Source organism: Danxiaibacter flavus (genome assembly GCF_041060425.1).
GTDB lineage: Bacteria > Bacteroidota > Bacteroidia > Chitinophagales > Chitinophagaceae > Danxiaibacter > Danxiaibacter flavus.
In genome coordinates this window covers 335746-349267 of sequence record NZ_JAULBC010000004.1, presented here as the reverse complement: position 1 = coordinate 349267, position 13522 = coordinate 335746, and the positions used below count along the sequence as shown (strand labels likewise).

The 13522-nt window shown below is 41.1% G+C and carries 13 protein-coding genes; 6 read left to right on the top strand and 7 right to left on the bottom strand.

The window, feature by feature from the left end:
- The first annotated feature begins 2 nt into the window (after positions 1-2).
- The 3 genes from QTN47_RS14125 to QTN47_RS14115 all read left to right on the top strand — a co-directional run bounded on the left by QTN47_RS14125 (position 3) and on the right by QTN47_RS14115 (position 2895).
- Entirely contained in the window at positions 3-635 is a 633-nt protein-coding gene (locus QTN47_RS14125; protein ID WP_369330040.1) for a LutC/YkgG family protein, read from the top strand.
- 222 nt (positions 636-857) lie between these two features.
- Positions 858-1667 (top strand): UDP-2,3-diacylglucosamine diphosphatase, encoded by an 810-nt coding sequence (locus tag QTN47_RS14120; RefSeq protein WP_369330039.1) that lies wholly within the window; start codon positions 858-860, stop codon positions 1665-1667.
- 118 nt (positions 1668-1785) lie between these two features.
- Positions 1786-2895: a mechanosensitive ion channel family protein gene (locus tag QTN47_RS14115; protein WP_369330038.1), complete on the top strand. Its 1110-nt coding sequence runs from the start codon at positions 1786-1788 to the stop codon at positions 2893-2895.
- A 249-nt stretch (positions 2896-3144) separates the two neighbouring features.
- Here QTN47_RS14115 and QTN47_RS14110 read toward each other — a convergent pair whose 3' ends face one another.
- Both QTN47_RS14110 and QTN47_RS14105 read right to left on the bottom strand, forming a co-directional pair.
- Entirely contained in the window at positions 3145-3690 is a 546-nt protein-coding gene (locus QTN47_RS14110; RefSeq protein WP_369330037.1) for a thioredoxin family protein, read from the bottom strand.
- Entirely contained in the window at positions 3690-4748 is a 1059-nt protein-coding gene (locus QTN47_RS14105; RefSeq protein WP_369330036.1) for a MerR family transcriptional regulator, read from the bottom strand. Before QTN47_RS14105 ends, QTN47_RS14110 begins: the two co-directional genes overlap by 1 nt.
- Positions 4749-4979: 231 nt before the next feature.
- Between QTN47_RS14105 and QTN47_RS14100 the strand changes: the two genes are divergently transcribed.
- Positions 4980-6005 (top strand): NAD-dependent epimerase/dehydratase family protein, encoded by a 1026-nt coding sequence (locus QTN47_RS14100; RefSeq protein ID WP_369330035.1) that lies wholly within the window; start codon positions 4980-4982, stop codon positions 6003-6005.
- Positions 6006-6139: 134 nt separating this feature from the next.
- Here the strand turns inward: QTN47_RS14100 and QTN47_RS14095 are convergent, their stop codons facing one another.
- Complete coding sequence (locus tag QTN47_RS14095) at positions 6140-7096, bottom strand: UDP-3-O-(3-hydroxymyristoyl)glucosamine N-acyltransferase (RefSeq protein ID WP_369330034.1); 957 nt, start codon at positions 7094-7096, stop codon at positions 6140-6142.
- Between the two features lie 423 nt (positions 7097-7519).
- Here QTN47_RS14095 and QTN47_RS14090 point away from each other — a divergent pair, with 423 nt between their 5' ends.
- Both QTN47_RS14090 and QTN47_RS14085 read left to right on the top strand, forming a co-directional pair.
- Complete coding sequence (locus QTN47_RS14090; protein WP_369330033.1) at positions 7520-8107, top strand: pseudouridine synthase; 588 nt, start codon at positions 7520-7522, stop codon at positions 8105-8107.
- 16 nt (positions 8108-8123) lie between these two features.
- Positions 8124-8579, top strand: a complete 456-nt coding sequence (locus QTN47_RS14085; RefSeq protein ID WP_369330032.1) for a GNAT family N-acetyltransferase — start codon at positions 8124-8126, stop codon at positions 8577-8579.
- Positions 8580-8959: 380 nt separating this feature from the next.
- Here QTN47_RS14085 and QTN47_RS14080 read toward each other — a convergent pair whose 3' ends face one another.
- The 4 genes from QTN47_RS14080 to ctlX all read right to left on the bottom strand — a co-directional run bounded on the left by QTN47_RS14080 (position 8960) and on the right by ctlX (position 13426).
- Complete coding sequence (locus QTN47_RS14080) at positions 8960-10147, bottom strand: C1 family peptidase (RefSeq protein ID WP_369330031.1); 1188 nt, start codon at positions 10145-10147, stop codon at positions 8960-8962.
- Positions 10148-10636: 489 nt separating this feature from the next.
- Positions 10637-11665 (bottom strand): phenylalanine--tRNA ligase subunit alpha, encoded by a 1029-nt coding sequence (gene pheS / locus QTN47_RS14075; protein WP_369330030.1) that lies wholly within the window; start codon positions 11663-11665, stop codon positions 10637-10639.
- A 52-nt stretch (positions 11666-11717) separates the two neighbouring features.
- Positions 11718-12362, bottom strand: coding sequence for a hypothetical protein (locus tag QTN47_RS14070; RefSeq protein ID WP_369330029.1), 645 nt, complete (start codon positions 12360-12362; stop codon positions 11718-11720).
- 143 nt (positions 12363-12505) lie between these two features.
- Positions 12506-13426, bottom strand: coding sequence for a citrulline utilization hydrolase CtlX (gene ctlX / locus QTN47_RS14065; protein ID WP_369330028.1), 921 nt, complete (start codon positions 13424-13426; stop codon positions 12506-12508).
- Positions 13427-13522: the final 96 nt, after the last annotated feature.

The following is a 13522-nucleotide window of genomic DNA, read 5'->3' as shown; positions in this document are numbered from 1 at the left end:
ACATGCAGATTTCAAAAGCAAAAGAAAATATACTGAAAAAAATACGGCAGGCACTGAGCAATCCAGTGCCTGTTCCGTTTCCGCAAAGCGAGGGAAATGACAGCGTTTTTCAACCGCGTCAGCAAGAGTCCGAGGTAGAGTTTGCGGAAAATTTCTCAAAGCTGCAGGGACGGTTTTCATTTTGCCTGGATAGGGCGGAAGCTGTTGAACAACTCAAGGCGTTGATCACAACGCGCAACTGGACCAAGATCTATTGCAGGGAAGAGCAGCTAAAGAATGACCTGCAACAGGCAGGTCTCGGTATTCAATACACCACGGATTTATATGGCTGCGATGCATCCATCACCACCTGCGAAAAATTAATTGCACGTACCGGCAGCATAGTATTGAGCAGCGCACAGCAAAGCGGCAGAACCGTTAGCGTTTATGCGCCTGTACACATTTGCATAGCCTACACCAGCCAGCTGGTATATGATATTAAAGATGCACTAAGCGGTGTAAAAGAAAAGTACGCTAAATTGCCCTCTCTTATTACGTTGGCTACGGGCCCGAGCAGGACCGCCGATATTGAAAAAACATTGGTGGTGGGGGTACATGGTCCCAAGGAAGTTTTTTGCCTGATGATAGAAGGGTGAACGCTGTAAGTTATACGTTTTACGTTATACGTTAGAAGAACGTCTTTATGTAAGTTGTTCCACATTACCGAGCATATCACTTATAACTTCGCACCGGTAAATACCCGGGCTTAAACGTGCAATGAAAAACTTATAACTTTCAGCTTACTCCTGGGCTAAACGTATAACTTAAAACGTACAACGTAAAACTTATAACGTAAAACTTATAACTTACAACTTCTAATGGCACAAAGTCAACATATCAGCCCTGGAAAAAAGATCTATTTTCTTTCGGATTTTCATCTTGGCGCTCCTGATTATGATAGCAGTCTGATCAGGGAGAAAAAAGTGGTTAAGTTTCTCGATTCAATTAAACATGATGCAGCAGAGATCTTTATTGTAGGTGATATTTTTGATTTCTGGTATGAGTATAAAGAAGTTGTGCCGAAGGGTTACGTACGGTTACTGGGCAAGCTTGCCGAATTAACGGACAACGGTATTGCTGTTCATTTTTTTTTAGGCAACCACGACATGTGGATGAGTGGATATTTTGAGAGAGAATTACATATTCCGGTTTATACTGAACCAAAGACATTTGAATGGAACGGAAAGAAATTTTATATCGGTCATGGGGATGGTTTAGGTCCTGGTGATCATGGGTATAAATTCATTAAAAAGATCTTCCGCAACAGGTTTTGCCAGTGGCTATTCGGCCAATTGCATCCGACCTGGGGAATTGGTCTGGCCAACTATTTCAGCAGGAAGAGTAGGGCAAAAACAGGCAATGCTGATGCGGTTTTTCTTGGTGAAGAGAATGAATGGCTTGTCATCTACAGCCGGGAAGTTTTGGCGAAAGAACACTACGATTATTTTATTTTTGGCCACCGGCATCTTCCGCTTGATATCAATTTGAGCCATCATAGTAAGTACATAAATCTTGGTGACTGGATTAATTATTTTACATATGCGGAGTTTGATGGAAATGATGTTAAGTTGAAGGAATGGAAAGAGGAAATAGTGGATGGTGAATGGTCAATTGTGAATGGTGAATAGTGAAAGGTGCAGCTTCGTTTGTCTGTTTTTAGCCTTTCAAAAACAGGAGTAGTTAATTAAAGAATGGGGCATCTTTAATTGTCAATTTCCAATTGTCAATTATCAATTAGCAAAGAGAATGAAGAACTTATTACAACAGGAAATTCTAAATAACAGCATACAGCTTTACCTGTATGTTTTTGGCGTTATACTATTTGCTTTTTTTGTAAAAAGAGTCATCTCCAAATATTTTGCAAGATTGATTCTTCGTGTTTTTTCAAAGATTGACACTTCTTTTTACCGGCAACCATTCCTGGACCTTGTGATCAAACCGCTGGAGTGGTTCTTTATGCTGAACATTATTTTCATTGCGCTTGATAAATTAACCTTTCCCCGAATACTGGATTTTACAATTTACAGGGTAAGCACAAAAGATATTCTTGATTCGATCAGTAAAGCTGCACTTACCATTGTATTCATCAGACTTTGTATAAAAGTCATGCAGTTTATTGCGCTCATCCTGGAACAAAGGGCAAATCAAACTTCGGATCAGGCAGACAACCAACTGGTGATCTTCTTTAAGGATTTTTTCCGTGTAATACTCATAATACTGGGCATACTGCTGATCCTGAAATTTTCTTTCCATTATGACATCAACAACCTGCTCACGGGCTTAAGTATCGTCGGAGCGGCAATCGCTCTGTCATTAAGGGAAAGCCTGGAAAACCTCATTGCATCTTTCGTTATTTTTTTTGACAAACCGTTTATGGTTGGAGATACGGTAAAGGTTCAAAATTTTACCGGAACCGTCGAAAAAATAGGGTTAAGAAGCACACGAATAAGGACCGAACAAAAAACATTCATTACTGTTCCGAACAAACAGATGGTTGATACCATCCTGGATAATATTACATTAAGACGTCAACGTCGTGTGGACGTGAGACTGGAGGTAGATCTCGCAGCATCTCCTGAGCAGCTAAACACCCTGATCAATGCTATAAAAGCATTGCTTAAAAAGGATGTTATTGAAGCCAGTACCGTCTTCCTGAGTGATACCGGTAAAAATGCACATATCATTACTATTGAGTACTATACTTCAATGCATCAAACAATTGCTGAATTTAATACCCTTCGCGAAGAAATCAATATGCAAATAATCAATCTGCTTAAACAAAGCAAAATAGAACTTGCTGCGGCCAATACGAGGATAAGTATTGAAGGAGGGAGCGAGGTAGTCAATGGTCAATAGTGAATGGTGAAAGATGGGGGAGGCGTATGATCATTTATACCTGTGTGAAATAAAAAAATACGGTTACATAGGAGTTGAACAGAGAATCCACAGTGGTCCACAGAGAGTAAGCACTGTTTAATTGTATTTTTTATCTCAGAGAGCAAAGACAGAAGGTTTCACAGACGCTGAATAATGAACGTCCAAGATCAGCAGAATCGTGATCCACCTTTCACTATTGACTATTCACTATTGACCAGCAGCAATTCACTATTCAACACGGACAATCTCCCCAATCTCCTTATCAATCTGCTCCTCTTTTCCATACTCTACAACGCGACCAGCTTCTTTGCCGTTTTTCATCACGATAAACGTAGGCACGTTGGTAACGTTATAGGTTTTTTCAAGATGGTTTGATGTTGTTTTATTCCGGTCAACAGCAACAAGTAGTATGGATGAATCCGGAAAGCCAGACTTGTCAACCATTCTGTAAAAAACGGGCAACAGGTTTTGTGAGTCATGGCACCAGGTTCCGCAGAAAACCACCATACGAACAGACTTTCCGTTTTGTTTTAACGCTTCGATGGCTTTCCCATCTGCTGTACCGTATTGCATATTTCGTTTAAACCAGGCGAAGGCTGTATCATTTTCCAAATCACTGCGGTGAATGATGCCACGCAATACTTTTGTCTCGCTGTCTTTTACAATTTCATAGGTATTGTTAGCTGCTGCAGCGGCTAGTGAATGCTGAGATGTTTTGCAGGAGAAAAACAACAGTGCTGATAACATCAGCAAAGGAGCGATATATATTTTCATTATGAACCGAGATTGGCTTTAAGCTCAAGCAAAAAGCCCTTAAGTTTAGTGAGTGATTGTATTAACTGAATATTTGTGTCGGCGCTTTTTTTGTTCTCTTTCAGATATTTTTTTGCGCCTTCTATTGAAAATTTTCTTTGCCTCAAAAGGTAATAGATCACCTGTAAATTTTTGATGTCTTCTGGTCTGAAAAGACGGTCACCTTTGCGATTTTTGCGCGGCTTCAATACGTCAAATTCATTTTCCCAATATCGCAGGAGAGATGTATTTACATTAAACCATTTTGCCACCTGGCTGATGGCATAATATTGTTTTTGAAAAAGTTCTTCATCGTCCGGAACACTTACCAGGCTTACTTCTGCATCAATCTCTTTAAAAGATTTTCTACCTCTCTTTTTAACAACCGGCAATTCCGTCTGAACATATTTTTTTGTATCTGCCTTTGGCTCATCCTTTTTTAATGCTGCGGGATGCGCAGAAAATAAATCATCAATTACAACAATCTCTTTCTCTAATAACGCATCCGGTTCTTTTTCTTCTTTTGTGTTGTTTGCACCCAGAATCTCATCCGTTTGCACTTCAAGGTTTGCGGTAGTCTCCTGTTCAACTAAAATAGCCTCGTTTATGATTTTATCGGAAACCATTTCTGCATCGATCGGCGCAATTTCGGCTGGTGGAATTGCAGTAGTGTTTGTTTCCGGTACAACTTTCGTATCGTTTTCCTGAGCTACGACTGTTTCTACAACTGCTTCTACAGGCCTGGGTTTTAGTTTGATTTTAACTGCGATCTTATGATCGGCGAAAACGACAGCGGATGTATTTTCAGTGGCAATTACTGGTTCTTCCTTTTTTTCAGGAACAGGAGCAGAAGCTTCAAGAATGGCTTTCTCCAATGGCAATATTTCCTCCAACGGCAATACCGGTTCTTCTGCTGCGGTTTCTTCAACGAGAATTTCTTCCGGTACTGTTGTTGCCGGGGCAATTACCTGCTCAGTGTTCTTTTTTTCCTCCTGTACAGGTGCATCAAACATGCCGAATAGATCCAGTTGCGTTGCCATACTGTAAAATTAGGATTCATTGCTTTGCAAACACATCTTTTAGTGCAATTGGTGGAAAAGATGTAAGTAAACATTGCTTTTAAAGACTTCCTGCAATTGCCTGTTCAACGTTTGTAAAACATTCCTCATTTGCTGACAAAAATCAAGCCTTAAAGGAAATGCAGCAAAAGATAAAACGTATGTTTGCCAAATATTTGTCACGCACTAAGGAAAAGATAACAGATACGCTCAATGGAAGCTGTAAATCAGAACGATAAACAACCAGCATCGGCTAGTCTTCAAAATATGGATTTAGTCCTGGTAACAGGAGCGAATGGCCTTGTTGGTTCAGAGCTTGTTCAACAGCTTGCCGGAACGGGAAAACGCGTAAGGGCGTTGTACCATCGCTCAAAGCCGCAGATACAGCTAACCGGAGTAGAGTGGGTGCAGGCTGATATTCTCGATGTGATAGAATTAGAGGACGCCATGAAAGGCGTATCCGAAGTATATCACTGCGCGGCTATAGTATCTTTTAGCCCCAAACGGAGGAAACTCATCCATCAAACAAATATCGACGGAACTGAAAACGTGGTGAACGCGTGCATTGACAATAATATCCGCAAACTTGTTTATGTAAGCTCAGTTGCCGCTATTGGAAGGAAGAAAGATCAGGAGCATGTAGATGAAGAGCTGAAATGGGATGATCATATGCACAATTCAGCATATGCCAAGAGTAAATTTCTGGCTGAAATGAGTGTATGGAGAGGAATAGGCGAGGGGCTTGATGCTGTGATTGTAAATCCGACAGTTATCCTGGGAGCTGGTGATTGGAATAAAGGCTCTTCTGAGTTGTTCAAAAGTATCTACAAAGAGTTTCCCTGGTATTCAGAAGGTGTAAATGGTTTTGTTGATGTGCAGGATGTAGCAAGCGTAATGATCCAATTGATGGAAAGCAATATTTCCGCACAGCGGTTTATTGTAAGTGCTGAAAATATCTCCTATAAGGAATTGTTTACTTCTATAGCCAATGGCTTCGGAAAGAAAGTGCCTCACAAAAGAGTGACACCGTTTATTGCAGCCGTTGTATGGCGGCTGGAAGCTATAAAGAGCTTTTTTTCCGGCAAGGATCCGATGATCACGAAAGAAACAGCAAACACAGCCCAATCGAAAGTGTATTACGACAACACCAAATTGTTGAAGTTCCTCCCGGGGTTTTATTACACACCATTAACTCAGTCAATTCAAAGAATCTGCAAGCAACTTGAAAAGAGCGCATAAGGGATGATTGCGTATTGGCTTCACAAATAATTTCACCGTTAAATAAAAGATCACCAACTAGCTAAGCTGGTGATCTTTCTATAAAGTGTGACCATAATGGTATTCAAATTTCACCCAACAGCTGCGGCGCTGTTTTAATCTACTTTTATTTTCTTCAGCTTCTCCCACATTTCAGGAATGCGTTTAATCCAAACGAGTTCCCTTCTTTTTTGAGATGCGTCTTCCGCGGGATATCCAAAGTAAGTTTTATTACCGGCTAATGATGAGGGTACTCCACTCTGCGCCAACACTACTGCATTGGTTCCGATGGTAAGCGTCTTGCTAACGCCAACTTGTCCCCACAAGGTCACGCCATCTTCGATAACCGTAGCACCGGCTATACCAACCTGTGCTGCAAAAAGACAATTTTTGCCTACATAAGTATCGTGTCCGATATGTACCATGTTATCCATCTTGGTTCCCTGGCCTATAAATGTTGAAGCGGTAACTCCACGGTCAATTGTACAACCTGCTCCAATCTCCACATCGTCTTCAATTATTACATTACCGCAGCTCTGCATCCGCTTGTACCAGACGTCCCTGTTTTTCTTTGTATTGTAGTAAAACGCGTCGCTGCCAATTACAGAACCTGCCTGGATAACTACGTTATTGCCGATAACAGTGTAGTCCATTATGCTTACGTTAGGATGGATCACGCAGTTATCTCCGATAGTAACCTCTTTGCCAACGAATACATTCGGCATAATAATCGTGTTCTCTCCGATTGCTGCTTTTTCGTTAACAGCAGAGGTCGCTTTTGTAAAAGGACGGAAGTGGTTAACAATGGCCAGGTATGCTTCAAAAGGATCGGCTGTGAACAGCAAATTTTTTCCTTCAGGAACGTTTACATCTTTGGTATTGATGATGATGTGTGTGGCGTTGCTGTTAAGACAGATATCGTAATATTTTGGATGATCTACAAAACAAAGATCACCAGCTTCAACCTTGTGAATTTCGTTGATGCCTTTTGCAAGTGCCGTGGTGTCTCCTATAACTTCTGCTTTGATCAATGAAGCGATCTCTTCTAAACTTACCGGTGATGGAAAAAGCATAAAATTTAATTTTTCGGCCTCAAAGGTAGCATTTGGAAAGGCTGATTTGTAAAATTTAATATTGGACATGAAGCTTAAAAACAAACAACCTTAAAACCATTTAAGGTTGTTGTTGTGTAGCAGATCAACGTCATATACTCATACAATCAATCTTCTGAAACCCTTTATTCATCAATGTTTCAGAAGATGTACATTTTGAACATAGATGATGGTGTGCAATAACGCATGTTGCTAATCACCTGTTTTGCACGCGTGGAGTATACTACAATTCACATCAGTAAAAAAAAATGTGAATAAAATAGTTGCTATTTTTTTTTGTATTGGTAAAAACTCTTTTTAATATTGTGATGGGAATTTAAGTTCCCGGTACTTACTAACCCATCCATATAACAAAGTCCCGCTTCAGCGGGATTTTTTTTTGCTATGAATCACTACTTTATTATCCACAAACCTTACCAGGTACTATCACAGTTTTCAACAAAAGAAGACAAGCAAACACTGAAGGATTTCTTTGATGTGCCCACAGACGTTTATCCTGTTGGGAGATTGGATTATGATAGTGAAGGATTATTGATTCTTACTAATGACAGGCAGTTGAATCATCGTCTTTTGCAACCTCAATTTGAGCACGAAAGAGAATACTGGGCACAGGTTGACGGAGCTATTACGGAGGATGCATTGACGCAACTTTCTAACGGAGTGGAGATTAATGTAGAAGGAAAAATATATACCACCAAACCTTGCCAGGCAAAGTTGTTTGGTGAAGCTCCTGAGGTAGAGGAAAGAGATCCGCCAATACGTTTCCGGGCTCATATACCGGCACCCTGGATCAACCTGATTCTTACAGAAGGAAAGAACAGGCAGGTACGAAAAATGACAGCGAAAGTTGGCTTTCCTACTTTAAGACTTATCCGTTACAGGATCGAGCAAGTTGAGCTTGGCAAATTAAAGCCGGGGGAGATGGTGATGCTTTCCAAAAAGACGATGTACAAAAAACTATTCGGAGAATAAACAACGTAATATAAACATGGAGACTTTTGTAAACCAGAACAATCCTGCTTATACGATAAGTACGGATAAGCAGAAGCTGCAGATTGAGGTGATTCATCAATACCTTTCCGTTAAGTCTTATTGGGCTAAAAACATCCCACTTGACGTTGTAAGGCGATCTATTGATAACTCATTTTGCTTTGGTCTGTATTATAATGATGCACAGGTTGGCTTTGCCCGGCTGGTTACAGATAAAGCAACCTTTGCTTACCTGGCAGATGTATTTATTTTGCCTGAACACCGCGGAGCTGGGTTATCAAAATGGCTGATGACTACAATGATGAACCATCCCGATATGCAGGGACTGCGACGTTGGCTTCTGGGTACACTTGATGCCCACGGTTTGTATGAACAGTTCGGCTGGACCAGATTTACTGATGCACAAACGCAACGGTTTATGCAATTGCACAATCCGAACGCTTATAATAATTGAAAATTGAAAGTTAACAATTGACAATGTGTGCGTGTGAATGTGCGTATGTGCGAATATGTAAATGGGCGAATGGGAAAATGTGCGTATGTGCGAACGACGTGCCGGTTAATTTCCTTTTTATTCATGTGGCAAAGAGCTTTTAAATAAAAAAGGTTTACGCATGATAACGTAAACCTTTTTCTTTCTTCTATCGGTTAATTCCACTGGCTGAGATAATCATTTCCTATCTGTCATTCCATTTTTATTGAATATTGCTGTCTTCCAATTCCTTCATCAGCCCTGACATTTGCAGATTCGCACATTTACATATTTTCCCATTCGCGCATCTGCCGATTTACTCATCCTTCATTTCAGTTGTCAATTATCTACTGTCAACTAAACTAAACTCCCATCTTCCCCTTCAACTCCTTCGGAATGGCATTTTTGTGAACCATAATGCCGGTTGTTTTATACAGCACAAAATTCTTACTTACATACAGGTAGCCTTTGTAATCGTTTGTCTCGCCCCAGGAATTTTTCACGATATAATATTCCTTTCCGTTCTGATCTTTTGCAGTGCCGACAATCTGCATACCATGATCATCCGTTGTAGTGTAATTGTCGAAAGCAGTTTGGCGCAACTCCGGTGTGATTACTCTTTCCGGTTTAGGGCCGTCGAACATATCTTTCTTTTCCTGCTCGGTCATCGCTTCAAAATCTTTCTCTGGTACGTAAGCAACACCATTTTTCCAGCTGAAGTATTTCTCACTGACATCGGATGCCCATCCAACTGAATAACCATTTTTTAATGCATTGTCTATAACGCCGGTAATATCATTCATTTGAATGTTGTAGGCATATTCAAACGCCCAGTTATCCGGAATAGGAAGAAATACTTTTTTATAGAATGGTTGATCTTCCAAGGAGGTCATTTCGATGTAATCTGCCGGTTGTAATCCTACCACCTCTTTGGCGAATGTTTGTGGAGTGTAAGTCTTTCCTTTGTATTCAAATTGTTCCGGCACTTTACCCAGGTATGCATCCAATGCAGCGGTAAAAGCCGGAAGCCAGTTAGGCGTAAGTTTACCGTTTGCATTTTTAATAATGCCATCCAGCATTCCTTTCAGTGCATCCTGCATTTCTCCAAACTTGTTGATGGAGGTGCCATAGTTCAAGCCTGTATAAACAGATTGAGGTAACGCACCATAGCGCTCATACATATTGATAACATCGTGCAGTTCTCCGCCATCACCCCAGCTAACCGCTCCATGCATGCGGACGTAATTCTTGGCTTTTTCGATATATACGCAACGTGCCGTGTAGATCTCACTCAGGTCAACCGTTTGTTTACCTGTGCGGATCATTTCTGATTCAAGAAATGAATTACCTGAATAACTCCAGCAGGTGCCACTGCTTCCCTGGTTTTTAATGGAAGTTCTTTCAACATTAATAATTGGGGTGAATGTGAATTTCGCCTTTGCATCCACGCTCGTATTGCTACTCAGAGAGTTGACCAGGTTGTCCTGTGCCATTGCAAATGCTCCGGCTGACATAAACGCAGCTACAAGCAATAGTTTTTTCTCTAACATATTAAATTCATTTGGAAATTAAGGCACGAAGGTAACGGCGAAAGTGTTGGAAAAAGCTTAAAGTAAAGTGCTTAAAGCTCAAAACCTAAAGCGCCAGGCCTGGCGATGACATCGAGAAATTGCGCCATTCGGTTGGTCTTGATCAATTAATTATATATCGATAATTGAGCGGAGATTGATTGATGTTTGTTTGATGTTCTACGGACAAAAAAGAATTATTTTTTCGTCTATTCTATTGCGCTTTATGCCCCTACGGGCAATATGTGTGTCGGGTAGTGTATGCTTTCCCGTCGGGAATTAATCTCAATAGAGGATAATCATCGAGCGGTTATTGTTGTCCGCAGGACATTAACCTCACGACTTTGCAAAAGAGCGGTTTTCAATGAGTTAATATGAAACACAAAAAAGCCCGAACACATCGCTATGTTCAGGCTCTTTAATTATATCATGTAAAGTTTTAAGCTTTAGGCTTTGTGCTTTCAGCTTTCCCTACACCGCTCCGGTGAATTGTTTCAAAAAGCGAATGTCGTTCTGAGAATACAGGCGAAGATCATTCACCTGGTATTTCAATTGCGCAATACGTTCAACGCCCATACCAAACGCGAAGCCGGTATATTTATTGGGGTCGATTCCAAAGTTTTCCAACACTTTCGGATGCACCATGCCGCTTCCCAGGATCTCTACCCAGCCGGTGTGCTTGCAAACATTACAACCTTCACCTCCGCAGATAAGGCAACTGATATCCATTTCTGCGCTTGGCTCAGTAAAAGGGAAATAAGAAGGCCTGAAGCGAACTTTTACATCTTTGCCGAACATTTCCTGTACAAAGAAGTAAAGTGTCTGTTTAAGATCAGCAAAGCTTACATGCTCATCAATATATAATCCTTCAACCTGGTGGAAGAAACAATGGGCTCTTGCGCTCACCGTTTCGTTGCGGTAAACACGACCCGGGCAAATAACCCTGATCGGTGGCTTTTGTTTTTCCATTACGCGTGCCTGAACGCTGCTGGTGTGTGTACGTAACAACCAGGAAGGATCTTTATGAATATAAAAAGTGTCCTGCATGTCTCTAGCCGGATGATCTTCCGGAAGGTTCATTGCTCCGAAGTTGTGCCAGTCATCTTCAATCTCCGGTCCCTCAGCAACAGCGAAACCAAGACGCTTAAATATTGAAACGATCTGGTTACGAACAAGGCTTAAGGGGTGACGCGAGCCTACGCCAACCGGGTCGCCGGGGAGGCTCCAGTCTATTGTTGCACTTGCCTTGGTTGAGCCATTCGTACTCTCTTTCAGAAACTCATATTTACTTTCGGCAAAAACTTTAAACTCATTCAGTATCTGGCCGAATTCTTTTTTGCGGTCATTGGGCACATTTTTCATTTCTCCCATTATGTTTTTCACAATGCCCTTGGTGCCAAGATATTTAATACGGAATGCCTCTGTTAATTCGGCTGAAACAGATTGGTATTCGTTAATTTCCTGTTTTAGTTGTTCTATTTGTTGAACCAATTCTTCCATGCGGCGAAGATAAGTAAAGTTGAAGTAACGTGTATGGTGCGGTTTTAAGGGCTTATCTCCACAGGTATTTTCTAAAGAATTTACTTTTTACATCTATTATCCAGAGTGTTGTGTCACTTTGACCGCCACCTTTTTCATCAAAAGAAGTTAGCATAGCTAACTGAGTGCTGTCCAACCATTTGCCATCAATAAAGTGAAAGGAAGGACCTGAATAGATCAATTGTGTTTTGCTGTTTTCTTTGGGGAAGAGCAAACTGATCTCAGTATCAGCGTCGCCCCCTTCCACTTTTGTATTGCCATTTTTATCGCGCGTTACAATGGCGCCGTAAGTTCCTTCGTCCAAAACATAGCTGCTGTCGGCGGACCATTTCAACAAGGGCGCGTATTTATTGTAGAAATCTTTTTCCGGCGTGAATTGTTTTTTGCTGAAGCTGTCTACTGCCCAGAATTCTTTTAGCTGCAAATTGTCGGGCGCAATCTTATTTTTTTGCAGGGAATTGATAATCCATTCAGAAGTAGGCTGCTCATGAATGAGAAGGCTGTCATCTTTTGCTATTCCCGCGGCCGTTTCAACCGAATCTTCAATGTGATCTTTCTCTTTTTTTTCTTCACCGGAATTATTGCATGAGCCAGCGGTAAATAATGCTGCAATCGCAACCCATTGAATAAAATTCTTCTTAAAGAAATGTATCATCATGTCGACTGTTTTAGAGCTCTGGGCATCTTGAATTATCAATCTCTGAAGATACAACAATCTTTTTTACACCCTCTTACTCTCTTACGATCTTACTGTCTTACGGTCTTACATGTCTTACGGTCTTACATGTCTTACGCGTCTTCTTACTTTCCTTCCAAAAATATCTCCGCCATCATACACCTTACGCTTCCTCCGCCAACTGTTTCGATGGTTTCTATATTCATCGGCAGAAGGTTTGTATGAATGCTCAGTATTCTTTTTTGTTCCTGCGTCAGGCTGTCAAAAGCTGATTTGCTGAGGATGGTAAATTTCTTTCCTTCATCGCTTTGTACCTGGAGCATGTTGCCAGCGTAAGCTCTCACCTGTTCAAAAGTGATCGGGATGATCTCGTGGCCGGAAGCGATTAACAGTTGCTGAACTGCAATGCGTTCTGTCTCCTCCCTTATACTGTCCATACATACTACGGCATAACCATCACCCAGGTGCATAATCACATTGGTATGATAAACGGGGAATTTGTTTTCATCTGTGGCGTTAAACGTAATGGCCTTATAACCATGAGCAAATGCAAATTTTTGAAGCAGTGATTTGTTGGTACGATCAGAGAGGCAGGCGTAGATCAGTTTGTTGTCGTGATCCATTATCATGCTTCCTGTGCCTTCCAGAAACATATGATCAGCTTCAAATTCGCTCCAGTCTTCCACATCCAGTACCTTATATTGGTGCGTTAGATCCTGAAGCATGTCGTCGCGTTTTTCAATGCGCCTGTTTGATGCGAACATAGGATAGACAATCACTTTACCATCAGGCATGGTGCTGAACCAGTTATTGGGGAATACCGCATCAGGTTTTACCGGTTCCGTTGTGTCTTCAACAACAATCACTGTGATCTTGTTTTTACGAAGTTGCTTTACAAAAGCATCAAATTCAGCTACAGCTTTTTGCTGAATCTCTGTAGCCGGAGTCGATATCTTTGACTGAAATACATTATTGGCTGACGTTTCACTATTAAAACCAAAACTTGCCGGTCTGACCATTAGTATTGTTGATGCAATTGTTGACATGCTGATATGATTTAGATTTAATGCCTGATGTATGATCGCTGATCGCTGATTTGATGATGTCTGATTTCGTCAATTCGATCAGCCTGACTAATTTCC

Excerpts from the sequence above, each read along its gene's own strand:
- QTN47_RS14125 (WP_369330040.1), top strand. The coding sequence starts at position 3 with ATGCAGATTTCAAAAGCAAAAGAAAATATACTGAAAAAAATACGGCAG.
- QTN47_RS14120 (WP_369330039.1), top strand. The coding sequence starts at position 858 with ATGGCACAAAGTCAACATATCAGCCCTGGAAAAAAGATCTATTTTCTT.
- QTN47_RS14115 (WP_369330038.1), top strand. The coding sequence starts at position 1,786 with ATGAAGAACTTATTACAACAGGAAATTCTAAATAACAGCATACAGCTT.
- QTN47_RS14110 (WP_369330037.1), bottom strand. The coding sequence starts at position 3,690 with ATGAAAATATATATCGCTCCTTTGCTGATGTTATCAGCACTGTTGTTT.
- QTN47_RS14105 (WP_369330036.1), bottom strand. The coding sequence starts at position 4,748 with ATGGCAACGCAACTGGATCTATTCGGCATGTTTGATGCACCTGTACAG.
- QTN47_RS14100 (WP_369330035.1), top strand. The coding sequence starts at position 4,980 with ATGGAAGCTGTAAATCAGAACGATAAACAACCAGCATCGGCTAGTCTT.
- QTN47_RS14095 (WP_369330034.1), bottom strand. The coding sequence starts at position 7,096 with ATGCTTTTTCCATCACCGGTAAGTTTAGAAGAGATCGCTTCATTGATC.
- QTN47_RS14090 (WP_369330033.1), top strand. The coding sequence starts at position 7,520 with ATGAATCACTACTTTATTATCCACAAACCTTACCAGGTACTATCACAG.
- QTN47_RS14085 (WP_369330032.1), top strand. The coding sequence starts at position 8,124 with ATGGAGACTTTTGTAAACCAGAACAATCCTGCTTATACGATAAGTACG.
- QTN47_RS14080 (WP_369330031.1), bottom strand. The coding sequence starts at position 10,147 with ATGTTAGAGAAAAAACTATTGCTTGTAGCTGCGTTTATGTCAGCCGGA.
- pheS (WP_369330030.1), bottom strand. The coding sequence starts at position 11,665 with ATGGAAGAATTGGTTCAACAAATAGAACAACTAAAACAGGAAATTAAC.
- QTN47_RS14070 (WP_369330029.1), bottom strand. The coding sequence starts at position 12,362 with ATGATGATACATTTCTTTAAGAAGAATTTTATTCAATGGGTTGCGATT.
- ctlX (WP_369330028.1), bottom strand. The coding sequence starts at position 13,426 with ATGTCAACAATTGCATCAACAATACTAATGGTCAGACCGGCAAGTTTT.